Origin of the sequence: Thermobifida halotolerans (assembly GCF_003574835.2) — a bacterium.
Taxonomy (GTDB): domain Bacteria; phylum Actinomycetota; class Actinomycetes; order Streptosporangiales; family Streptosporangiaceae; genus Thermobifida; species Thermobifida halotolerans.
In genome coordinates, this window is the sequence record NZ_CP063196.1 from 2,824,507 (window position 1) to 2,848,080 (window position 23,574).

Consider the following 23,574-nt stretch of genomic DNA (forward strand, 5'->3'; position numbering starts at 1 on the left):
AGACTCGTCCTGGCTGTCCGGCGTCGGCCGCTAGAGTCGTGTGGTGGGTCTCATTCTGCGTCATTTCCGTCCCGCCGACGCACCGGCCGTCCTCGACCTCAGTCGACACGTCACTCCCCGTCTGGTCGACACCGCCGTGGCGTTTCGGGAACGGGTGGCTCGCCTGTCGAGCGGCGGACAGGCCCGGTTCGTCGTCGCGGAGCTCGACGGAGCCGTCGTGGGCCACGCCGCGGCCGAACCGGACCGGGAGACCCCGCTTCCCGGTCAGGGTGTGGTGAACGTGGTTGTCGCTCCACACCACCGGCGCAGAGGCGTGGGAAGCGCACTGCTGCGCACCGCCGAGAAGCACGTGGTCGACTCCGGCGGTGTCGTGCTGCGCACCGTTGTCCAGGACACGCCGGAATCGGTGCGGTTCGCCGAGCAGCGCGGCTACGCACGCCGTTCCAGCACCCGGTTCCAGGAGCTGGACCTGGCCGCGCTGCCCCCGGTTCCTCCTCCGCCCGAGGGCGCCCGGCTGTGCTCCTACCGGGACTTCCGGTCCGATCCGCGTTCCCTGCACGCCGTCGAGGAGGTCGCGGCGCGGGACGAGCCCTTCGACATCCCCTATGGCAGCCCCTCCTATCCGGAGTGGCTGGCCGCGATCTGGCGGAACCCGCTGCTGGACCTCGACCTGAGCACCGCGGTGGTGGTGGACGACCGTCCGGTGTGCGTCGTCACGCTGCTGGCCGAGGGGCCGGCGGTGTACTCCGTCATGACCGGCACGTCTCCCGGCCACCGCGGCCGTGGACTGGCCAGATACGCCAAGAGCGCCGCCCTGCACCGCGCCAGAGAGCGCGGCTTCCGGGTCGCTCTCACCGGGAACGCCGAGGAGAACGCGCCCATGCTCGCGGTGAACGAGTGGCTGGGCTACCGGACCCACGCGAGGGAGTTCCTGTACACCAAGTCGGTGCGTCCGCCGGGGTCCCGACGGTGGTCCGGAATCCGAGCTCTCAGGGTGCTCCCGGCAGCCCGAGGGCGGTGAGCAGATGCGCGTACAGGCCGTCGGTGAAGGACAGGTCGGGCGGCAGCACGTCGAAGGCCCGCACCTCCACGGTCTCGTGTTCTCCGGTCAGCGGTGCCAGAGCGGCCAGTCGGGCGTGGGTGACCACGGTCGTGTGCCCGCTGGGCAGCACGTAGTGGCCGACGACGCGCAGGTCCGCCAGTTCCGCCCCGGCCTCCTCGCGTGCCTCCCGGCGGGCGGTGGCCTCGATGTCCTCCCCCGCCTCGGCGTGCCCTCCGGGGAACTCCCAGGCGCGGTCACGGTGGCGGACCATGACGGGCCTGCGCCCGGAGAACAGCAGGACGACGACGGAGTCGTGGACGGTCGGCAGGTCTCCGAGGCGGACGGTGGCTCCGTTCAGCGGACGCGGGTCCACGGTCATGGGCGGGGACTGCCTCCCTTCCGGACAGAGGGCCTCTGCTGTCGAGGCCGTGGTTGCTCCCGCTCCGCCCCGGCCGCGGATCCCGTACCGGTGGGGAGGGACCGGTCCGGTCCCGGTACGTTCCGGAACCGGACCGTGTGCGGGAGAGGGCTGGGACGGGCGGAGCTAGCGGTCCTCCTCGGCCGAGCGGCCCCCCGTCTCCGGTGCCGCGGCCCCGCCGTCCCCCTCGGAGAAGTCGTCGAAGTCGGGCTCCTCGGCGTCGCTCCACACCACGTCGTCGCCGACGTCGACGATCTCCAGCCCTTCCAGGACGGCCAGTCGCTCGTCGGCGTCGGTCACGCCCTCCCGGTCCACGGCCGAGGCACGGGAGAAGTACTCGCGGGCCTCCTCCTTGCGTCCCAGCTCCAGGAGGACGTCGGCGTAGGCGTAGAACAGCCGTGCCACCCACGGCCGGGCCCGCCGTTCCTTGAGTTGCGGGCACTGCAGTTCGACCAGGGCGCCCTGGAGGTCGCCCATGTCGCGCCGCGCTCCCGAGGCGACGATGCGCAGTTCGATCTGGTCGGCCATGTCGAGTCTGTCGGTCCCGGGCCCGTGCGCGATCTCCAGGGCGCGCTCCGGGCGTCCGACACCGCGTTCGCAGTCGGCGATCATGGGAAGGTAGGTGTCCTGCCCCGTGATGCGGCGGGCGGCACGCAGCTCCGAGAGCGCCTCCTGCCACCTGCCCACGGTGTAGGCCGCGACACCGGCCGCCTCCCGCACCGCGCCGACGCGGGACGCCCTGCGACGCGCGTAGAGAGCGTGCTGGTAGGCGCGTTCCGGGTCCTGGTCGAGCAGGTCTCCTGCCGCGACCAGGTGCTTGGCGACCAACTCCGCCAGCGACTTGGGCAGAGTCCGCAGTTCGCCGCGGATCTCGGGGTCCAGGCGGTGGACGAGCGCGTCCTCCGGAAGTTCCGGAGCGGCCTCCTTCGGAGTGGCCGTCTCCTCCGCCGGACGGCGGTCCCGTTCCTGGGCACGGTCACGGCCTGAGCGGTCGGAGCGACCTCCACCGGCGCGGGCGGGCTGGCCGCCGCGACGCTGGCCGTACCTGCGCTCTCCTCGGTCCTTCGGGTACTCCCGACGCTCACCGCCCTCGCGGGATTCACCACCGCGGCGCTGCTGGCGCTCGTCACGGCGGCCGTCGTGCTCGGTGTCCCGGTTCCTCCACGAGCGGCGGCTCTGACCGGAGTTCCCCCGACGGCCACTGTGGCCGGACCGGGAGCCGCCCTGTCCTCCCTGACCGTGTCCGCCAGATCGGGAACCTTTCCGGTTTCGGGCTCCGAAGTCGTCGTGCCCTTCCGATCGGCTGTCGTCAGTCATGTTCCGTCCGTAAACAGTCAAAAGCGCTGCCACTTCCCCGTAGCAGCGCGAAGTGATTCCGAAGATGCACCTCAACTCTACGGTATCGGTGAATCTCCCGAGCATACGAAAGAGGGGCCGCCCCTTGCGGGGGCGGCCCCTCTCCAACACTGTGTACGGCGGCGACCTACTCTCCCACCCCACCAAAGAGGCAGTACCATCGGCGCTGGACGGCTTAACTACCGGGTTCGGAAAGGGACCGGGTGGACCCCGCCCGCTATGACCGCCGTAACCCTCACACCCACCCACACACCCAACAAAAGCATGCAAGCAGGAAACCTCAACATGAACAACGTGCGCGAGCACCCAGCATCTGCGGTGGACAAGCCCTCGGCCGATTAGTACCGGTCAGCTCCACCCCTCACAGGGCTTCCACATCCAGCCTATCAACCCCATCATCTCTGGGGAGCCTTACCCACTCGAAGTGGAAGGAGACCTCATCTCGAAGCAAGCTTCCCGCTTAGATGCTTTCAGCGGTTATCTCTCCCGAACGTAGCCAACCAGCCATGCCCCTGGCGGGACAACTGGCACACCAGAGGTTCGTCCATCCCGGTCCTCTCGTACTAGGGACAGCCCTTCTCAAGTCTCCAACGCGCGCAGCGGATAGGGACCGAACTGTCTCACGACGTTCTAAACCCAGCTCGCGTGCCGCTTTAATGGGCGAACAGCCCAACCCTTGGGACCAACTCCAGCCCCAGGATGCGACGAGCCGACATCGAGGTGCCAAACCATCCCGTCGATACGGACTCTTGGGGAAGATCAGCCTGTTATCCCCGGGGTACCTTTTAGCCGTTGAGCGACGCCGCTTCCACACGCCGACGCCGGATCACTAGTCCCTGCTTTCGCACCTGCTCGACACGTCCGTCTCACAGTCAAGCTCCCTTGTGCACTTACACTCACCACCTGATTGCCAACCAGGCCGAGGGAACCTTTGGGCGCCTCCGTTACCCTTTAGGAGGCAACCGCCCCAGTTAAACTACCCACCAGACACTGTCCCCGAACCGGATCACGGCCCCAGGTTAGATGCCCGAAACAGCCAGAGTGGTATTTCACCAACGCCTCCACCCGAACTAGCGTCCGAGCTTCACCGGCTCCCACCTATCCTACACAAACCATCCCAAACACCAATGTCAAGCTGTAGTGAAGGTCCCGGGGTCTTTCCGTCCTGCTGCGCGAAACGAGCATCTTTACTCGTAGTGCAATTTCACCGGGCCCACGGTTGAGACAGCGGGGAAGTCGTTACGCCATTCGTGCAGGTCGGAACTTACCCGACAAGGAATTTCGCTACCTTAGGATGGTTATAGTTACCACCGCCGTTTACCGGCGCTTAGATTCCCAGCCTCGACCCGAAGGTCTAACCGGTCCTCTTAACGTTCCGGCACCGGGCAGGCGTCAGTCCGTATACCGCGTCTTACGACTTCGCACGGACCTGTGTTTTTAGTAAACAGTCGCTTCCCCCTGGCCTCTGCGACCCCACCCAGCTCCGGACGCACAGTCCATCACCAGACAGGGCTCCCCTTCTCCCAAAGTTACGGGGACAATTTGCCGAGTTCCTTAACCATGGTTCACCCGAACGCCTCGGTATTCTCTACCAGACCACCTGCGTCGGTTTCGGGTACGGGCCGCCCACACACTCGCTAGAGGCTTTTCTCGACAGTACGGGATCACTCACTTCGGCTCAACGCCTCGACATCACGCCTCACCCCTGTAACGGAGCACGGATTTACCTGCACTCCGGGCTACACGCTTGACCCGGGACAACCACCGCCCGGTAGAGCTACCCCCCTGCGTCACCCCATCACTTACCTACTACCTCCTCGGACCCCACGCCGACACCCACCATCATCCGAAGACAACAGCAGCGCCGGTGGTGGTTAGCATCAGAAGCCTCGGTATCGGGCGCATGCGGACGGGTACGGGAATATCAACCCGTTATCCATCGACTACGCCTGTCGGCCTCGCCTTAGGCCCCGACTCACCCTGGGCGGATTAACCTGCCCCAGGAACCCTTAGTCAATCGGCGCACACGTTTCTCACGCGTGTTTCGCTACTCATGCCTGCATTCTCACTCCCACGCAGTCCACCCCGGATCACTCCACGGCTTCACCCCACGCAGGACGCTCCCCTACCACACCAGGAAAACCTGGCATCCACGGCTTCGGCGGTGTGCTTAAGCCCCGCTACATTATCGGCGCACAATCACTCGACCAGTGAGCTATTACGCACTCTTTCAAGGATGGCTGCTTCTAAGCCAACCTCCTGGCTGTCTCAGCAACTACACAACCTTTCCCACTTAGCACACGCTTAGGGGCCTTAGCCGATGATCTGGGCTGTTTCCCTCTCGACCACGAAGCTTATCCCCCGCAGTCTCACTGCCACGCTCAACTTCACCGGCATTCGGAGTTTAGCTGACCTCAGTAACCTTGTCGGGCCCATCAGCCAACCAGTCGCTCTACCTCCGGCAAGCACCACGCAACGCTGCACCTAAATGCATTTCGGGGAGAACCAGCTATCACGGAGTTTGATTGGCCTTTCACCCCTACCCACACCTCATCCCCCAGGTTTTCAACCCTGGTGGGTTCGGGCCTCCACGAGGTCTTACCCCCGCTTCACCCTGGACATGGGTAGATCACCCCGCTTCGGGTCCACAGCATGCGACTCAAACGCCCTCTTCAGACTCGCTTTCGCTACGGCTCCCCCACCCGGGTTAACCTCGCCACACACCATGACTCGCAGGCTCATTCTTCAAAAGGCACGCCATCACCCACCCCAAAAGACAGGCTCTGACGGCTTGACAGCACACGGTTTCAGGTACTCTTTCACAACCCCTCACCGGGGCACTTTTCACCTTTCCCTCACGGTACTCGTCCACTATCGGTCACCAGGACGTATTCAGGCTTAGCAGGTGGTCCTGCCAGATTCACACGGAATTCCTCGGGCTCCGCGCTACTCGGGAACACATCCAACACCATGCCGACAGGCTTCGCCTACGGGACTCTCACCCACTCCGGTACCGTTTCCCACCGGTTTCGACTACCCACGACACAAGCGCTCCAGGCCGGCAGACCCAGACAGACACGCCCCACAACCCCACACACGCAACGACTGCCGTCTTTACCACGCATGCGGTTTAGCCACCATCCCCTTTCGCTCACCACTACTCAGGGAATCACTGTTGTTTTCTCTTCCTGCGGGTACTGAGATGTTTCACTTCCCCGCGTCACCACCAACTGCCCTATACATTCAGACAGCGGCGACGTGCCATAACGCACGCCAGGTTTCCCCATTCGGACACCCACGGATCAACGCCCGGTTGACAACTCCCCGTGGACTATCGCGGCCTCCCACGTCCTTCATCGGCGCCTGGTGCCAAGGCATCCACCGTATGCCACTCTCGCTTGGCCACCACAGAAACAAGATGCTCGCGCACACTATCCACAAATCAAAACACACACCACACACCCGACCACCACCGAACCCACAACCAGCAACCCCACCCACACAGGCAGAACCACCAAGCCCGGAGTTCGTCGGGATGGCACCCGCGGAAACAACCACCCAGCACCCCACCCACCCGGGCAGGACACCAAGGAAACACGGTTGCTCCCTCAGACACCCAACAGCGCGCCCCCACACCACCACAGGCAGCACAGGGGAAGTTCGCTCTCACAACCGAGTACCACCCGCCCTCCAGCACCAAGCCAGACGACGAGGGTTCCACTTACGAGCTGGTCGGCCACATCGGAAAAACAACCGACACTCAACAGCTCCTTAGAAAGGAGGTGATCCAGCCGCACCTTCCGGTACGGCTACCTTGTTACGACTTCGTCCCAATCACCAGCCCCACCTTCACACGCTCCCTCCCCGAAGGGTTAGGCCACGCGTTTCGGGTGTTGCCGACTTTCGTGACGTGACGGGCGGTGTGTACAAGGCCCGGGAACGTATTCACCGCGGCGTTGCTGATCCGCGATTACTAGCGACTCCACCTTCATGGGGTCGAGTTGCAGACCCCAATCCGAACTGAGACCGGCTTTAAGAGATTCGCTCCGCCTCACGACATCGCACGCCCTCTGTACCGGCCATTGTAGCATGTTTGCAGCCCAAGACATAAGGGGCATGATGACTTGACGTCATCCCCACCTTCCTCCGAGTTGACCCCGGCAGTCTCCCATGAGTCCCCACCATCACGTGCTGGCAACATGGAACAAGGGTTGCGCTCGTTGCGGGACTTAACCCAACATCTCACGACACGAGCTGACGACAGCCATGCACCACCTGTCACCGATCCCCGAAGGACCCCACATCTCTGCAGGATTACCGGTGATGTCAAACCTTGGTAAGGTTCTTCGCGTTGCGTCGAATTAAGCAACATGCTCCGCCGCTTGTGCGGGCCCCCGTCAATTCCTTTGAGTTTTAGCCTTGCGGCCGTACTCCCCAGGCGGGGCGCTTAATGCGTTAGCTACGGCACGGAAACCGTGGAAAGTCCCCACACCTAGCGCCCAACGTTTACAGCGTGGACTACCAGGGTATCTAATCCTGTTCGCTCCCCACGCTTTCGCTCCTCAGCGTCAGGTAAGGCCCAGAGACCCGCCTTCGCCACCGGTGTTCCTCCTGATATCTGCGCATTTCACCGCTACACCAGGAATTCCAGTCTCCCCTACCTACCTCAAGCCTGCCCGTATCCACTGCACACCCGAAGTTAAGCCCCGGGCTTTCACAGCAGACGCGACAAGCCGCCTACGAGCTCTTTACGCCCAATAATTCCGGACAACGCTCGGACCCTACGTATTACCGCGGCTGCTGGCACGTAGTTAGCCGGTCCTTATTCCCCACCTACCGTCAACCCCCAGAACACTGGAAGCCTACGTCAGTGGTAAAAGAGGTTTACAACCCGAAGGCCGTCATCCCCCACGCGGCGTCGCTGCGTCAGGCTTCCGCCCATTGCGCAATATTCCCCACTGCTGCCTCCCGCAGGAGTCTGGGCCGTGTCTCAGTCCCAGTGTGGCCGGTCGCCCTCTCAGGCCGGCTACCCGTCATCGCCTTGGTAGGCCATCACCCCACCAACAAGCTGATAGGCCGCGAGCCCATCCCCAACCGAAACAACTTTCCACCCCCACCCATGCAGGCAGGAGTCATATCCGGTATTAGACCCGGTTTCCCGGGCTTATCCCAGAGTCAGGGGCAGGTTACTCACGTGTTACTCACCCGTTCGCCGCTCGTGTACCCCCGAAGGGGCCTTACCGCTCGACTTGCATGTGTTAAGCACGCCGCCAGCGTTCGTCCTGAGCCAGGATCAAACTCTCCATCAAAGGCCAAACACCACCCACACCCGCCAGGGCGCAGGCAGCAAACCTGAAACAGAGGCTCATCCCGACCAGACACCCAAACCAGGGTGCCGATCAAAGGAACCCCCACCCCCTCACAACCATGAGGAAGTGGCAGGAGCCAAAATCACAAACTCGGCTGTAAAAACAAACACGCGCTGTTGAGTTCTCAAGAAACAACCGCCGACCGTCCACAAGCCACCAGGCTCTTCCCCAGCCGCGGCATTCCCGCTACACCCCCCAGAAACCAACCGACTCGCGTCAGTCCTTGTTTCCGGGGTGTTTCCACTCTACCCCCTGCCCGAGACTCCTCGGACCACCCGGTTCGGAGTGGAACCAGAACCAGCCCGCCCGCGACCCTCGCCGCGTTCGTTCCGCTCAGTTCACTTCCCAGACTACCCGCTCCGCAGAGTGCTCCGCACAACCACCGAACGGACCCTGGACACGCCACCTCACACCCGGGAAACCCCAGGCCATCGGCGACGCCGAAAGACTCTAGCCGACCCCCGCCCATTTGGCGAACCAGGCCGGGCAAACCAGTACAACAGGCATCAGGCCCAGGCTATTCCCGGCCCCCTCCCGAAGGAGGTACCGCCTGCTGACGGCTCCGACTCGGTCCAACAGGATCAGGTCCGGGGTTATTCCCCGACCCCCTCCTACGGGAGGAGGAGCCACCTGCCGGCCGGTCCTACCCGCTACAACAGGCGCAGGCCCCGGATTGTTCCCGAACCCTCCCGCCTGTCCAGCGGACCGAACCAGTCCAACAGACGCCGGGGCCGGACTATTCCCGGCCCCCTCCCGAAGGAGGTACCGCCTGCTGACAGGCATCCAACAGCCACAGGGCCCCGGCTGTTCCCGGACCTTCCCGACTGCTGGGGACCGACCTGTTCCAACAGGCGCAGGCCCCGGATTGTTCCCGAGTCCTCCAGCCCGTCTGGCGGACAAACAGCCCCAACAGCCACGAAGCCCCGGTTGTTCCCCGGTGCCTCCCCTGGACGGAGGACCGCCTGCCGAACAGGGCCGAACTACTCGAACACGCCGCGGTGGCCGACTGTTCCCGAGCCTTTCCGGACCCTCGCCTCGTCTGCCCGCGAAGCCCGCGGCACACGGATCGCAGCGGAGATCCCGGCCCGACGGACGACGACGCCGCCGGAAACACGGGGCACGCCACGCCGTAGGAATCCCCTCCCCCTCGAGGGAGGGGAACGGAGGTCAGCGCAGGACCACTCCGCCGACGTTGCGCTTGCCCCGACGGAGCACCAGGTAGCGTCCGTGCAGCAGATCCTCCTCGGAGACCCGCGCCTCGATGTCGGTGATCTTGGCGTTGTTCAGGTAGGCCCCGCCCTCCTGCACCGCCCGGCGGGCCGCCGACTTGCTGGGCACCAGCCCGGTGGCCGCCAGCAGGTCCACCACGGGCGGCAGTTCGCCCACCGGTCCCGCGAGTTCGACGTGGGGGACCTCGGCCAGGGCCGCCCCGAGGGTTCCCGGGTTGAGTTCCGCCAGCGTCCCCTGACCGAACAGCGCCCTGCTGGCCTCGATGACGTTGCGGCACTCCTGTTCCCCGTGGACCAGGGTGGTCAGCTCCTCCGCCAGCGCCCGCTGCGCCGCACGCGCGGCGGGCCGCTCGGCGGTCTGCCGCTCCAGCTCCTCGATCTCCTCACGGGAGCGGAAGCTGAAGATGCGCAGGTACCGGGAGACGTCCCGGTCGTCGGAGTTGAACCAGAACTGGTAGAAGGCGTAGGGGCTGGTCAGTTCGGCGTCCAGCCACACCGCGCCGCTCTCGGTCTTGCCGAACTTGGTGCCGTCGGCCTTGGTGAGCAGGTTGGTGGTGAGGGCGTGGGCGGGACCGTGCGGCTCGTTGCCGTCCATCCGGCGGATCAGGTCCAGGCCGGCGGTGATGTTGCCCCACTGGTCGCTGCCGCCGATCTGGAGCGTGCAGCCGTGTCTGCGGTACAGCTCCACGTAGTCGTAGGACTGCAGCAGCACGTAGCTGAACTCGGTGTAGCTCATCCCCACACCGTCGAGTCTGCTCCTGACGGTCTCCCGGGCGAGCATCTGGTTGATGCTGAAGTGTTTGCCGACGTCGCGCAGCAGTTCGATCGCGCCCAGCTTCCCGAGCCATTCGGCGTTGTCCACGAGAACGGCGTCGGTGGGCCGCGGCGTCTCGCCCTCGGGGGTGAAGTCCAGGAACGCCGAGAGCTGGCGTCCCAGGTTCCCGACCCACTCCTGGACGGTCTCCACCGAGTTGAGGGCGCGTTCGGCGTTGGGTTTGGGGTCGCCGATCATGCCGGTGCCACCACCGACCAGAGCGATCGGCCGGTGCCCCGCTCGCTGGAAGCGGGCCAGGGTGAGTGCCTGGGTCAGGTGGCCGACGTGCAGGCTCCCCGCCGTGGGATCGAATCCGCAATAGAGGGTGACCGGGCCATCGGCGAGCGCCTTGCGCAGATCGTCAAGGTCGGTGGTCTGCGCGATGAGTCCGCGCCACTGCAGGTCGTCGATGATGTCGGTCATGAGGTCTTTCCGTAGGACTCTCTGGTTCGGTGGCCGGGACGCCTGAGGGTTCGCCGACCGCCTCTCTACGGTATCGGCTCACCGCGTGGACCGACGCGACGGTTCGTTTCCGCACCCCCTTGCGCTCCGTGGTTAATGCTATTAGCCTTCTGGTTATGGACGTTAACCAAGAGGTTGTGACCATGAGATTCCTGCAACGGCGGCACGGACGCGTCGCCTACGACCTCCGCGGAGCCGACAACACCGGACCGCTCGTGGTGTGCGTGCCCGGCATGGGGTCGGTGCGCGCGAGCTTCCGCTTCCTCGCCCCGGCGCTCGCCGCCCAGAACCACCGGGTGGCCGTGATGGACCTCCGCGGCCACGGCGACAGCGACACCACCTTCGACGACTACGGGGACGAGGCGACGGGATCCGACGTCCTCGCGCTCGTCACCGAACTGGGCGACGCCCCGGCCCTCGTGGTGGGCAACTCGATGGGGGCGGCGGCCGCGGCGTGGGCCGCCGCGGAACGCCCCGACCTGGTCTCCGGACTGGTGCTGGTCGGCCCGTTCCTGCGGGACGCGGCGGGCGGAGCGGCACTGCGGCTCCTCATGCGGCTGATGCTGCTGCGCCCGTGGGGACCGGCCCTGCTCAGGGGCTACCTGACCAAGCTGTACTCGGGACGCGTCCCCGAGGGCCACGCCGCACACGAAGCCGCCGTGCTGGCCGCGCTGCGCCCGCGTGACCGCTACCGCGCGATCACGCGGACCGTCACGGGCACCACCCACGCTCCCGTGACGGCGCGGCTGCCCGAGGTGGCCGCCCCCTCCCTGGTGGTGATGGGCGAGGCCGACCCGGACTGGAAGGACCCCGCGGCCGAGGCCGCGTGGATCCGCGACCGGATCGGCTCCGAGGTGCTCATGGTCCCCGAAGCGGGCCACTACCCGCACGAGCAGCGCCCCGACCTGGTCAACCCGGCGGTGCTGGAGTTCGCCGAACGGGTCTGCCGTGGCTAGGGCGGGGCTGAGCGCCGCCTCCGTGGTCGAGGAGGCGGCGCGGGTCAGCGACGAGGAGGGCTACGCGCAGTTGACCCTGGCCGCGGTGGCCAAACGGCTGGGCGTGACCGTGCCCAGCCTGTACAAGCACGTGGCCGGGCTGGACGGGCTGCGCAGCGGGCTGCGTGTCCGGGCCGCGCGGGAGTTCGCCGAGGTGCTGGGGCGGGCTGTGCTGGGGCGCTCGGGACCGGACGCGCTGCGGTCCATGGCCCGCGCCTACCGCGACTACGCGCGCCGCCACCCCGGCCGGTACGCGGCCCTGCAGCAGGCTCCCGCCCCGGACGACCCGGAGGGGCAGGCCGCGGCGCAGTCGGTGCTGGAGGTGATCATCGCCGCGCTGCGCGGCTTCGACCTGCCGGAGGAAGCGGTGATCGACGCGATCCGGGCGACGCGCAGCGCCCTGCACGGTTTTGTCGCCCTGGAGGCCGACGGCGGCTTCGGTCTCCCGCAGGACGTCGACCACAGCTTCGACGTGATGGTCGAGATGTTCGTCCGGGCCTTTCGGACCTGGAACGCGGATCGGGAAAGGACGGTGTCGTGATGCTGGCCGGACACTTCGGGGTCTCGGGAATGGTGAAGGCGTGGCGGCCGGAACTGCCCATGGGGGTGCTCCTGGTGGCGAGCCAGGCACCCGACATCCTGTTCCTCTCCCTGGCCGCCGCCGGAGTCGAGAGCCTGGAACCGGTGGCGGGGCGCTCCGGCTACGGGTCGCTGCTGATCCACGCGCCCTACTCGCACGCGCTGCTCTCCGCCGTGCTGTTGTCGGCGGTCCTCGGGCTGCTGGTCCACCTGTGGGCCCGGGGCCGGTGGGGACCGGACTCCGGATGGGTGGTGGGAGGGGTGGTGTTCAGCCACTGGCTGCTGGACCTGCTGGTGCACCGGCCGGACATCGCGGTGCTGACGGGAGGCGCGGGCGGCCTCCCGTACCTGGGCCTGGGCCTGTGGGAGTTCCCGCTCCTGGCGGCGCTGGTCGAGGGTGCGCTGGTGGTGGCGGGGACGGTGCTGTACGCGTGGCGGACGCTGCGCGACCATCCCCGCCGCACCAGGGCGGTGCTCTACTCGGTCGGCGTGGCGCTGCTGCTCGTGGGCTCGTTCGTCTGGGACCTTCTGGGCTGAGGCTCACCCGGCGCGCTCCGGCGGTCCTCCCGCGCTGCCGGAGCGCGTCCCCGCCACGGCTCGACCGCCGGTCCCGTCCACCGCCCGGCGCTCCCGGACGGGCGGAGGGGTTCACAGCGCGCGCAGTCCCTCCAGGACCGCCTGGAGCATGGAGTCGGTGGGCTCGGCGTCGGGCGGGGCGCCCACGCGCAGCGCTCCCGCCGCGACCATGTCACTCACCAGGAGCCGGGTCAGGCTCGGCGGAGCGGCCAGCGCGGAGGCGACCTCGGCGATGGACCGCGGGGTCGCGCACAACCGCAGCACGGTGGCCTGCTCGGGGCGGAGTTCGTCCTCCTCCCCCGGTTCCCTGGCGGCCACGACCATGCTCGCCAGGTCCAGCACCGGAGTCGTGTCGCCCGCACCGGCGGTCAGGACGAACGGCCGCAGCAGCCGTCCCGGATCGGCGTCGGAGACCGCGGTCATGACGTGGCTCCGTTGCGCACCGCGGCCGTCTCCTGCTCGGCGGGCCGTGTCCCGGTGTCCTCCTCGGCACCGCTGGCCCCCTCCGTCAGGAGGGAGTGCGGCAGCACCACCCGCGCCAGCGCGCCCCCGTACGGCGACGGTTCCAGCCGGACGGTGACACCGTGCCGGGCCGCCAGGCGTGCCACCACGAACAGCCCGAGGCGGGGCTCGTCGGACAGGGTCATCACGTCGAACTCGGGCGGTTCGGCCAGCCTGCCGTTGGCTTCGGCGTACTGCTCGGCGCTCATTCCCAGTCCCCGGTCCGTCACCTCCACGACCGCACCGGCTCGGACACGCCTGCTGTGGACGTCCACCTGTGCGGGGTCCGGGGAGAAGTGGACGGCGTTCTCCACCAGTTCGGCGATCAGGTGGGTGAGGTCCGCGACCGCGTGCCCACGCACTCCGGCTCTGGCCGCCGACCTCAGCCGCACCCGTTCGTAGTCCTCGATCTCGGAGGTCGCCGCGCGCAGCACGTCCAGCAGCGGCATCGGGTCCTTCCACCGGCGGGCCGTCGCGGCTCCGGCGAGGATGAGGAGGTTGTCGGCGTAGCGGCGTCCCCGGGTGACCAGGTGGTCCAGGCGGAGCAGCCTGCGCAGGCTGTCGGGGTTGTCCTCGGCCGACTCGATCTCGTCGAGGAGCCGGAGTTGGCGCTGGATGAGGGTCTGGTTGCGGTAGGCGATCCCCAGGAAGGCCCGGTTGGCGCCCTCGCGGATCTCGGCCTGTCTGACGGCCGCGGCGGCCGCCGTGCGCTGGGCGGTGTTGAAGGCGTCGGCGACCCTGCCGAGTTCGTCCTGTCCGTGGCGCAGCGTGGGCAGCTCGGCGGTCACGTCCACCCGCAGGCCGGTTCCCGCCCTGGCGACGAGCTCGGGCAGGCGGGAGTCCGCGACCTCCAGTGTCTCGGTGTGCAGGCGGTGCAGTCGTCCGGTCAGTCGCCGGGCGGACCGCAGCGCGTAGACGATGGCGGCGATTCCCGCCAGCAGGATGATCAGGGAGCCCACGACGTTGAAGGCGATGGCTCGCACCGCCGAACTCCACGCGGCGTCGAGTGCCGTCTCGGTCTGGGCGGCGACCAACCGTTGGACCACCGGTTCGGTGTCGCCCATGGCCCGGTCCCACTCCTCGGCGTCGACGGGGATCTCGCTGTTGAACTCGGCCTCGCCCGAGGCGTCGATCACCGGGGGCCGGGAGAGGACGCGCAGACTCAGGTCCTGGAGTCGGATCCAGGAGGGGGACTGGTTCAGTGCCTGGTGCTCGGCGCGGGCCGGTTCGCTCAGGTCGGGCCCGGTCCGGTTGAGGATGTCGCGGTAGGAGGCGGTGAGGTAGGTGAAGTGCGCGGTCTCGGAGTACCCCATGGCCCCCGCCGCCATCGCCCCGGACAGCAGCGCGTCGGCCTGTGTGTAGCGGTCCTGGGCGCGCATGAGTTCCAGGACGGTGAAGCCGTCGGGGCGGGAGTCGCCGTGCAACCGGGCCACGACGGCGTCGTTGACCAGCAGGACGGCCGACAGCAGCGCGGTGTAGTCCTGGAGGGCCGCCTCCCGGTCGGTCTCCCCGTTGTCGACCTTCTTCCGCAGGTCGGGCAGGCCGCCCCAGGCGTCGAAGAAGGCGCGGGCGCGCTCAGTGAGCCCGGTGTCGTCGGAGTCGAGCAGAGCCTCGACCCGCTCCCGTTCCCGGGCGAAGGTCGCGTCGGTGCGTTCCCTGCCGTCGAGAAGCGCGTCCTGGGCCGCCGCGGAACCGGCGCCCAGGAACACCTGGGTCAACTCCCGTTCCGTGCGCAGTTCCGCGGCGATCAGGTCCAACGCCGCCAGTCCGGCCTTCCCCTGCTGGACCGAGGAGGTCAGGCGGAGCGCACCGGTGGTGCCCGCGGCGGTCAGCAGCGCCCACAGCAACAGGAAGCTGACGCTCGGAATGAGCACCATCCGGGTGAGTTGTCCGCGGATGGCGCTTCTTCCAACTGGATTGTGCTTGCACGTGGTCATGGTCTTCCCCCTCAGGGGACGACCGTACCGAAATCCATAGCCCTGAGTCGCCACTTTGTGACAACCGGTCATCGCCGTGTGGAAAACCCCGTGCGGGTGGGGCGTCAGTCCTCCTGCCGGTGCCGGGAACCCACCGGGCGGGGCAGATCCTCCAGCGTCGGCTGCCGCTCCACGCCCAGAGCGTTGAGCATCTCGGCGTAGCGCAGCGCCACGATCTTGGCCGTGATGGTGTTCGCGCCCAGCGGGCCGCCGGAGCGTGCCCCGTGCTTGCTCGCCAGCGCGCTGGTCTCGACCGCCGGGAACTCCTGGCCCACGACACTGGGCGCGATCGCCGGACGGCGGCATCCCGCGGCGGCGAGCTGCGCGAAGGCCTGTTCCATCTGGCCGGGGTCGTCCAGCGGCGCGGGAAGCACCGTCACTCCCAGGCGTGCGGCCAGGAGCACGGCGGTGACGCCCGCCGCGTTGAGCGCGTCGGGGCCGCCGACCGAGCCGACCAGTACGCCGTCGGCCATGGTGTCGCTGGGAGCCACCACGCTGATCAGCCGCATCCGGTCGGCGCGTACGCAGCCGGCCTCGGCCAGACGCAGGTGCAGCGCCTCGGCGAGCATCGGGTGGGGGCCGAGGGCGTCGGTGACGCGGGCGCGCACCCCGGTGGTCCGGACCGCCTCGTCGATCGCGGTCAGGGTGGGCTGGTGCGGTCCGGCCACCATGGGCACGATGACCGCGTCGCACGGGTCGGCGACGGTCTGCTGCTCGTCGTCCCGCCGCGCCGCCAGCTCGGCCAGGACCTCGGACACGCTGTGCGTCTCCCCGTGGGTGTAGGCGAGGTGCAGGGAGGTCTCGGGCCGGTAGGGGCGGACCAGGTCCACCATCTCCGTGGCGAAGTCGGCCCCGTCGGCCGCCCCCTCGGCCGTGCCGAAGGCGACCAGGACGAGTGGCGGCGTGCCGACCCACTTGTCGAAGGACAACGGGTCGCGGTGCCGTCCCGAACGCCGTCTCGGAGTGACACGGGGAGGAAGCCTGTCAGAATTGTGCATACCGTCTGAACTCACGCGAGAGATAGTAACGAGTTGAGGTGCTCAGCCTGCCACGGTCGATTCTCAGCGGTGAAGATCGCGCCGTGGTAACGGATCATCCCATGGTTGTGGCACGCCGGGGTGCCGCGCGCCCCGTTCCGGCGGGGGACCGGCGCCTGATGACGTGCCGTACCAGGGTGATCAGCACCTCCTTGCCGGATTCGCGCCTGCGGGCGTCGGCCTGCACGACGGGGACGTCCGGTTCGACGTCCACGGCCTCACGGAGCTCCTCGGCGGTGTAGGACGGCGTGTCGTCGAAGCGGTTCACCGCCACCACGAAGGGGATGCCGCGGCGTTCGAAGAAGTCCACCGACGGAAAGCAGGACTCCAGGCGGCGGGTGTCGGCGATCACCACCGCCCCCAGTGCGCCCGAGGCCAGTTCGTTCCACATGAACCAGAACCGCTCCTGGCCGGGGGTGCCGAACAGGTAGAGCACCAGTTCGGAGCTGACGGTGATCCGCCCGAAGTCCAGCGCGACGGTGGTGGTGGTCTTGCTCTCCACCCCCGACAGGTCGTCCACGCCGAGACTGGCCTCGGTCATCACCTCCTCGGTGCTGAGCGGGGTGATCTCGCTGACCGAGCCGACCATGGTGGTCTTGCCCGCGCCGAATCCACCCGCGACGAGGATCTTGAGCGCCGCCGGCAGCGGGGCCTCACCCGCGGGCGCGTCAGAGTCTGCGAATGCCATCGAGAACCGCCTGGAGTAGGGTCATCTCGGGTGCCTCGGTCCGGGGCATCGGGGCTCGGGCCAGGACGAAACCTTTGGCGACGAGGTCTCCCAGCAGCACCTTGACCACGGTCATGGGCAGGTCCAGGTGGGCCGCGACCTCGGCCACCGACATCGGGGAGCGGCACAGTCGCAGGATGGAGAGATGCTCGGGCTGCAGCAGCGAGGTGTCCGCCTCGCGCCGCGAGGCGACGACGGTGCTGATCATGTCCAGCCGGGTCTGCCCCGAACGGGTCCGGCCGCCGGTCACCGTGTAGGGGCGTACCAGCGGCCCGGGGGCATCGTCCCACGCGGGGGTCCTGTCGGAGCCGCGGTGGCCGCTCATGAGCCGGTTGGGACGCGGTCGGCGGTTTCGGGGAACCTCGGGGCACTGCTCAGGAACTGACCGACCCGCTTGATGCGGGCGTTCATCTCGTAGGCGATCATCCCCACGTCGGCCTGCTCGTCGGCGAGGACGGCCATGCACGCGCCTTCGCCCGCGGCCGTGACGAACAGGTAGGCGCGCTCCATCTCCACGATGGTCTGCAGCACCGCTCCCCCGTCGAACTGGCTGCTGGTTCCGCGGGCCAGGCTCTGGAACGCCGACGCGACCGCCGACAGGTGCTCGCCCTCCTCGTCGGAGAGGCCGCGGGACCTGCCGATGAGCAGGCCGTCCGCGGACAGCACGATGGCGTGGTCGGCTCCCACGACGCGGTCGACCAGGTCGTCGAGGAGCCAGTTGAGGTTTCCTGGGGCGTTACTCATCCGGTTCTCACCCATTCGTGTCGATTTCTGTGGTTCCGGGCTGTCTGCCGTGATCCGGGCAGCGCGTCTTCGACGTGCCGCGGATGCGCGGACGGTCGCGGGACCGGCGGAGCCCTGCTCCGCGCGCCCCCGGAGACGGATGGCGGTCGGCGAGGCGGCGGACACGTGTCGCCCCATGGGAACGCCTACTCGGACACGGTCTCGGAGACCTGTGTCGGGTCGCTCCGGCGCCCCCTGCGGGTGCCGCTGTGGAAGGCCTCCATCATCCGTCGCGCCTCCTCCGGTGTTCTCCGCGGAGCGGTCGGTTCCGGGACGTCCCCCTCGGGGCCGGTTCCGTCCCGGAGAGGGGGCGCGAGATGGGTCTGCCGGCGGCGTCTGGGAAGCGGGGGGCGGGAGTCCGCGCCGTTCTGTGCCCCGGATCCGGCGGGAGGTCCTCCCCCGGCCGTCGTGTCCGGCCGTTCCTGCGCGGCCGAACGGTCCGGCGGCCCGGGCTCCCGGGCCTCCGGAAGTGCCGGCGCCGCACGCTCGGTGGGGGGGACCTCCTCGGCCGGGGAGCGTCCGGCCCCCTGCCGGTCGTCGGCGGGATCGTCGGCGGGTCCGGTCTCCTCGTCGGCGGCGGTCCGGGAACCGGTCTGGACCACCAGTCCGTTCGGGATCAGCACGACCGCCCGGGTCCCGCCGTAGGGTGCGGCGCACAGCCGCACCTGGATGTCGTACCTGGCGGCCAGACGAGCCACCACGAACAGCCCCAGCCGGGGGTCCTCGTCGAGAGCCACCACGTCGAACTCGGGGACCGTGGCGAGCCGTTCGTTGGCCTCGGCCAGACTCTCCTCGCTCATGCCCAGGCCCTGGTCGCTGATCTCCACCGCCAGTCCCCTGGGCACCACCTCGCTGTGCACCTCGACCCTGGTGTACGGCGGCGAGTAGCGTGCGGCGTTCTCCACGAGTTCGGCGAACAGGTGGATGACGTCGGCGACGACCTCACCGCGGAGCGCCCGGTCCGGTGCCGGGAGCACGGTGATCCTCGCGTACTCCTCGACCTCGGAGACGGCGCTGCGCAGCACGTCGACCAGCGGGATGGGGGACCGCCAGCGCCGCCCCGACCTGCCTCCGGCGAGGATGATGAGGTTCTCGGCGTTGCGCCGCCCCCGGGTCGCCAGGTGGTCCAGGTGGAACAGGTCCTCCAGGAGGTCGGGGTCCTCCTCCTCGCGTTCGATGCGGTCGAGCAGGCGGAGTTGGCGCTGCAGCAGGGACTGGTCGCGGTGGGCCAGGGCCAGGAACACCCGGTTGGCGCCCTCGCGGATCTCGACCTGTCTGACGGCCGCGGCCACCGCCGTGCGCTGGGCGGTGTTGAACGCGTCGGCGACCTGGCCGATCTCGTCGCCGCCGTAGTCGAGGCGACGCGGCTGCACTCCCAGGTCGACGTCCTCTCCCCGTCCGAGGCGGCGGACGATCTCCGGCAGCTCGCCTTCGGCCAGGTCCAGGGTGTCGCGGCGCAGGCGGGACAGCCGGTCGGTGAGCCTGACCGCGGTCTTGGAGGCGATGCCGTAGGCGAGGGCGCCCGCGAACAGGGCCAGGATCGATCCGCCGATCGCGGTGGAGAGCACCTGGGCGCCCGCCGCCTTCGTCGCCTCCACGGTCGCCCGCGCCTGGGTGTTGGTCATCGCGACGAGCATGGTGTTGACGCTGTCGGCGTCGGAGTCCCAGTCGGCCACGGCCGACGGCAGGGTGTCGTCCGGTTCCGCCTCGGGTTCGGTCCGGGGTCCCGCGGTCAGCCGCCAGGAGGTGATCTGTCCCGCGGTGTCGACCATCCGGCTCCACTCGGACGACTCGGCGAGTGCGACGTAGTCGCGGGCCGCGGGTTCGGTCAGCGCCCACCGCAGTTCGTTCAGGCGCCGTTCGAGTTCGCTGATCAGCCCGGAGAACGCGGTCTGGTCTGCCGCGGTGAGCTCGCCCGCCGCCCGCGCGCCCGCCAGCACCGCGTCGGCCTGCGCGAAGGTCTCCTGGGCGCGCATCGTCTGGACGAGGACGCCTCCCACGGCGACGGCGGCGCCGTCGCCGAACTGCCGGCTGTGCGCCGCGTAGTGGTCGATGCCCGCGACGATGATGGCGCTGTAGCGCCTGTGGCTGTCGGTCCGGTCGATCCGCCCGGCGGCCACGTCCTCGCGCAGCGGGCCCCGTTCGGCCAGCGTGGAGCGGAGATCGACCTCGAAGGCGTCCTCGTCGTCCAGTTCCACCTCGGCCAGGGCCTCGTCGACCGCCGCCTGCTGGGCGCGCAGCGCCCCCAGGCTCTCGGCGGACGGAGCGCCCAGGTGCTCCGCGGCGAGTCCACGCTCCCGCTGCAGCTCCACCAGAGCGGAGTAGAGTTGGGCGCCCTCCTCGCTTGTGGCCGCGGCCGTGCGCAGCGTCAGCGCCTGGGCCACCGTGGCCGCGCTCAGCACGACGAACAGGACAAGAAAAGTGACCGCTGGGATCAGCACGATCTTGTTGAGCTGTGCCCTGATACCGCGGTCCGTACCGTCCGGCTCGGTCATGAACCCCTCCCCCACACCGTGATACGCCAGCTACTGATCGTTATGGAGCTCGCACCGACGGTGTCGTGACTGGACGCTACCGGAAACACCCCACAGGTGTGGGAGCTTTGGCCAAACCCGTCTTTAGGGTGATGCCGGGAGGTTGGGGGAGGAGAGCGTCCGGGCGGCCTCGGCCGGGGGGCGGGCGGCACCACCCCGGGAGACGGGCGAGAAGCGTTGCAGGACAGGCCCACCCGAGGGGGTGGGCCGGGGTGCTGTGGTGCGGGCTCACCGGTGGGGTGCGGGAAGGCGGGGGCGCGGGTGGGTCGGCGCCGGGGCGCCTCCCCACTCCAGCGCCACCCCCTGGCGGCCCCCGGGGGCCTGGGTGGAACACCTCACCCGCCCAACCTCCCGGCATTGGTCTCCAGGGTGGTGCCGGGAGGTTGGGGGAGGAGCGCGTCCGGGCGGGTTCAGGAAGCCGAAGTCGCGAACTCGCGGTGTCCGTCGATCGTCGCCCGCAGGTCGGCGAGCTGCTCGGCGACCCTGGCGGGTGCGGTGCCGCCCTTCGCCGCACGCGACCTCAGCGAGCCCTCGACCGTCAGGACCTCACGGACCCGCGGGGACAGGTGCGGCGAGATCCCCGCCAGGTCGGCGTCGCTCAGCTCCGGCAGGTCGATGCCGCGCTCCTCGCAGATCCGCACGCACGCCCCCGCGATCTCGTGGGCCTCGCGGAACGGCACCCGGTGGCGGACCAGCCACTCGGCGATGTCGGTGGCCAGGGAGAACCCCTGCGGCGCCAGCTCGGCCATCCGCTCGCCGTTGACGGTGAGGGTGGCGACCATCCCGGTGAAGGCGGGCAGCAGGACCTCCAGGGTGTCGACGGCGTCGAACACCGGTTCCTTGTCCTCCTGCAGGTCCCGGTTGTAGGCCAGGGGAAGCCCCTTGAGCGTGCCGAGCAGTCCGGTGAGGTCGCCGATGAGGCGTCCGGCCTTGCCGCGCGCGAGTTCGGCGATGTCCGGGTTCTTCTTCTGCGGCATGATCGAGGAGCCGGTGGAGAACGCGTCGTCGAGGGTGACGAACGAGAACTCCTTGGTGGCCCACAGGATGATCTCCTCGGCGAGCCGGGACAGGTCCACCCCGGTCATCGCCGCGACGAAGGCGAACTCGGCCACGACGTCGCGGGCGGCGGTGCCGTCGATGGAGTTGGGCACCGCCCGGGAGAAGCCCAGGTCCGCGGCGACCGCCTCGGGGTCGAGCCCCAGCGAGGAACCGGCCAGCGCACCGGAGCCGTAGGCCGAGGCGTCGGCGCGGCGGTCCCAGTCGCGCAGCCGTTCGACGTCGCGCACCAGCGGCCAGGCGTGCGCCATCAGGTGGTGGGCCAGCAGCACCGGCTGGGCGTGCTGCAGGTGGGTGCGGCCGGGCATGGCCACGTCGATGTTGGCCTCGGCCTGGTCGGCCAGGGCCGCGGCGAGGTCCAGCAGCAGCCCGGCGACGACACGCGCCCGCTCCCGCAGGTACATGCGCACCAGGGTGGCGATCTGGTCGTTGCGGGAGCGTCCGGCACGCAGCCTGCCGCCCAGTTCGGGGCCGACCCGTTCGATGAAGCCCCGTTCCAGCGCGGTGTGCACGTCCTCGTCGGCCGGGGTCGGGGTGAAGGCGCCGGAGGCGACGTCCGCCTCCAGCCGGTCCAGCCCTTCCAGCATCTGGGCGAGTTCGTCCGGCGTGAGCAGGCCGGCCGCGTGCAGGACGCGGGCGTGGGCGCGCGAGCCCTCGATGTCGTGCCGGGCGAGGCGCCAGTCGAAGTGGGTGCTCTGGGAGAGGCGGGCCAGCGCCTCGGAGGGGCCGCCGCTGAAACGGCCGCCCCACAGCCGCACGGCCTGGTCGTCGCGCTCGTTGGCCACGGTGGGTCCTTAACAGTGGATGGGTCGGTGGTCGGAGGGGACGGGACGCGGCGCCCCCGCGCGGTCCGGCCGGACCGCGCGGGGGCGCCGCGTCCGGCGCGGGGGCGTGCTCCCGCTCAGGCGAGCCGCTGGTCGCGCATGCTGGAGATCTTGGCGGGCATGCTCCAGATGTCGATGAAGCCGCGGGCCAGGCTCTGGTCGTAGGCGTCGCCGGTGTCGTAGGTGGCCAGGTCGTACTCGTAGAGGGAGGCCTCGCTGCGGCGGCCGGTGACCACCGCCCGTCCCCCGTGCAGCACCATCCGGATGTCACCGGTGACGTGCTTGTTCGCTTCGAGGACGAAGCTGTCCAGGGCGTTCTTCAGCGGGGAGAACCACAGGCCGTCGTAGACCAGCTCGCCCCACCGCTGGTCCACGCCGCGCTTGAAGCGGGCGAGCTCCCGCTCGACGGTGACGTTCTCCAGTTCCTGGTGCGCGGCGATCAGCGCGATCGCGCCGGGGGCCTCGTAGACCTCGCGGCTCTTGATGCCGACGAGGCGGTCCTCGACCATGTCGATGCGGCCCACGCCCTGGGCTCCGGCGCGCCGGTTCAGCTCCTCGATGATCTGCAGCGGGCTGAGCTCCTTGCCGTCGACGGCGGTGGGCACGCCGGAGGTGAAGGAGATGACAAGCTCGTCGGGTTCCCGCGGTTCGGCCGGGTTCTGGGTGTAGGAGTAGACGTCCTCGATGGGGCCGTTCCAGATGTCCTCCAGGAAGCCGGTCTCCACGGCCCGACCGAACAGGTTCTGGTCGATGGAGTACGGCGACTTCTTGGTGACGTCGATCGGCAGGCCCTTCTCCTCGGCGAAGGCGATGGCCTTGTCGCGGGTCATTCCCGAGTCGCGGACCGGGGCGAGCACCTTCAGCTCGGGGAAGAGCGCGGCCAGCCCCGCCTCGAAACGCACCTGGTCGTTGCCCTTGCCGGTGCAGCCGTGGGCGACCATGGTCGCCCCGTGGTAGCGGGCCGCCTCGGCGAGGTGCTTGACGATCAGCGGCCGCGACAGGGCCGAGACCAGCGGGTAGCGGTCCATGTAGAGCGCGTTGGCCTGGATGGCGGGAACGCAGTATTCGCCGGCGAACTCCTCGCGGGCGTCGGCCACGACGGCCTCGACCGCGCCGCAGGCCAGGGCGCGCTGGCGGACGACCTCCAGGTCCTCGCCGCCCTGGCCGCAGTCGATGGCGACGGCCACGACCTCGGCGCCGGTCTCCTCGGCGATCCATCCGATGGCCACGGAGGTGTCGAGTCCTCCGGAGTATGCGAGTACGACCCGCTCGGTCATGAGTGTCTCTCCTATACAG

General features: G+C 68.8%; 16 protein-coding genes and 3 rRNA genes. 4 read left to right on the forward strand and 15 right to left on the reverse strand.

From position 1 onward, the window contains the following. Positions 1–43 precede the first annotated feature (43 nt). Positions 44–1,021, forward strand: coding sequence for a GNAT family N-acetyltransferase (locus tag NI17_RS12625; RefSeq protein WP_170163039.1), 978 nt, complete (start codon positions 44–46; stop codon positions 1,019–1,021). Here NI17_RS12625 and NI17_RS12630 read toward each other — a convergent pair. The 6 genes from NI17_RS12630 to tyrS form a co-directional block, all read right to left on the reverse strand. Continuing rightward, complete coding sequence (locus tag NI17_RS12630; protein WP_068692737.1) at positions 990–1,421, reverse strand: NUDIX domain-containing protein; 432 nt, start codon at positions 1,419–1,421, stop codon at positions 990–992. The genes NI17_RS12625 and NI17_RS12630 overlap by 32 nt on opposite strands. A 165-nt stretch (positions 1,422–1,586) precedes the next feature. Then, a complete protein-coding gene (locus tag NI17_RS12635) occupies positions 1,587–2,777 on the reverse strand; it encodes a tetratricopeptide repeat protein (protein ID WP_068692736.1) in 1,191 nt (396 codons plus the stop codon). Positions 2,778–2,930: 153 nt separating this feature from the next. Next, positions 2,931–3,047, reverse strand: a 5S ribosomal RNA gene (rrf, locus tag NI17_RS12640). Between the two features lie 86 nt (positions 3,048–3,133). Then, positions 3,134–6,221, reverse strand: a 23S ribosomal RNA gene (locus NI17_RS12645). 370 nt (positions 6,222–6,591) lie between these two features. After that, positions 6,592–8,125: ribosomal RNA gene (locus NI17_RS12650) — 16S ribosomal RNA — on the reverse strand. The 16S, 23S and 5S rRNA genes sit together here, the layout of an rRNA operon. Positions 8,126–9,352: 1,227 nt before the next feature. Further along, positions 9,353–10,651, reverse strand: a complete 1,299-nt coding sequence (gene tyrS, locus NI17_RS12655; protein ID WP_068689073.1) for a tyrosine--tRNA ligase — start codon at positions 10,649–10,651, stop codon at positions 9,353–9,355. Between the two features lie 182 nt (positions 10,652–10,833). Here tyrS and NI17_RS12660 point away from each other — a divergent pair, with 182 nt between their 5' ends. Genes NI17_RS12660 through NI17_RS12670 form a run of 3 tightly spaced genes read left to right on the forward strand, consistent with a single transcriptional unit; the run spans position 10,834 to position 12,801 of the window. Then, positions 10,834–11,646 (forward strand): alpha/beta fold hydrolase, encoded by an 813-nt coding sequence (locus NI17_RS12660; RefSeq protein WP_068689071.1) that lies wholly within the window; start codon positions 10,834–10,836, stop codon positions 11,644–11,646. Continuing rightward, the gene (locus tag NI17_RS12665) at positions 11,639–12,226 is read left to right on the forward strand and encodes a TetR/AcrR family transcriptional regulator (protein ID WP_068689069.1); all 588 of its coding nucleotides are present in this window, start codon (positions 11,639–11,641) and stop codon (positions 12,224–12,226) included. Before NI17_RS12660 ends, NI17_RS12665 begins: the two co-directional genes overlap by 8 nt. Further along, positions 12,226–12,801 carry a permease gene (locus tag NI17_RS12670; RefSeq protein WP_068689067.1) on the forward strand — a complete coding sequence of 192 codons (576 nt, stop codon included), beginning with the start codon at positions 12,226–12,228 and terminating at the stop codon, positions 12,799–12,801. Before NI17_RS12665 ends, NI17_RS12670 begins: the two co-directional genes overlap by 1 nt. A gap of 111 nt (positions 12,802–12,912) precedes the next feature. Here the strand turns inward: NI17_RS12670 and NI17_RS12675 are convergent, their stop codons facing one another. The 9 genes from NI17_RS12675 to NI17_RS12715 form a co-directional block, all read right to left on the reverse strand. Beyond that, positions 12,913–13,263 (reverse strand): DUF742 domain-containing protein, encoded by a 351-nt coding sequence (locus tag NI17_RS12675; protein WP_068689065.1) that lies wholly within the window; start codon positions 13,261–13,263, stop codon positions 12,913–12,915. Then, positions 13,260–15,278, reverse strand: coding sequence for a sensor histidine kinase (locus tag NI17_RS12680; protein WP_068689063.1), 2,019 nt, complete (start codon positions 15,276–15,278; stop codon positions 13,260–13,262). The genes NI17_RS12675 and NI17_RS12680 overlap by 4 nt, the downstream gene beginning before the upstream one ends. 104 nt (positions 15,279–15,382) lie before the next feature. Continuing rightward, on the reverse strand, positions 15,383–16,315 hold the full coding sequence (locus tag NI17_RS12685; RefSeq protein ID WP_068689061.1) for a sirohydrochlorin chelatase: 933 nt from the start codon (positions 16,313–16,315) through the stop codon (positions 15,383–15,385). A 94-nt stretch (positions 16,316–16,409) separates the two neighbouring features. Further along, positions 16,410–17,042 carry a GTP-binding protein gene (locus NI17_RS12690; protein ID WP_068689059.1) on the reverse strand — a complete coding sequence of 211 codons (633 nt, stop codon included), beginning with the start codon at positions 17,040–17,042 and terminating at the stop codon, positions 16,410–16,412. Beyond that, positions 17,023–17,406, reverse strand: coding sequence for a DUF742 domain-containing protein (locus tag NI17_RS12695; protein ID WP_068689057.1), 384 nt, complete (start codon positions 17,404–17,406; stop codon positions 17,023–17,025). Before NI17_RS12695 ends, NI17_RS12690 begins: the two co-directional genes overlap by 20 nt. Further along, complete coding sequence (locus NI17_RS12700; RefSeq protein ID WP_068689180.1) at positions 17,403–17,825, reverse strand: roadblock/LC7 domain-containing protein; 423 nt, start codon at positions 17,823–17,825, stop codon at positions 17,403–17,405. Before NI17_RS12700 ends, NI17_RS12695 begins: the two co-directional genes overlap by 4 nt. A gap of 185 nt (positions 17,826–18,010) precedes the next feature. Next, positions 18,011–20,359, reverse strand: a complete 2,349-nt coding sequence (locus NI17_RS12705) for a sensor histidine kinase (RefSeq protein ID WP_068689055.1) — start codon at positions 20,357–20,359, stop codon at positions 18,011–18,013. Positions 20,360–20,808: 449 nt separating this feature from the next. Next, positions 20,809–22,239, reverse strand: coding sequence for an argininosuccinate lyase (argH, locus tag NI17_RS12710; protein ID WP_119267821.1), 1,431 nt, complete (start codon positions 22,237–22,239; stop codon positions 20,809–20,811). A gap of 116 nt (positions 22,240–22,355) precedes the next feature. Further along, the gene (locus NI17_RS12715) at positions 22,356–23,555 is read right to left on the reverse strand and encodes an argininosuccinate synthase (protein ID WP_068689053.1); all 1,200 of its coding nucleotides are present in this window, start codon (positions 23,553–23,555) and stop codon (positions 22,356–22,358) included. Between the last annotated feature and the right edge of the window lie 19 nt (positions 23,556–23,574).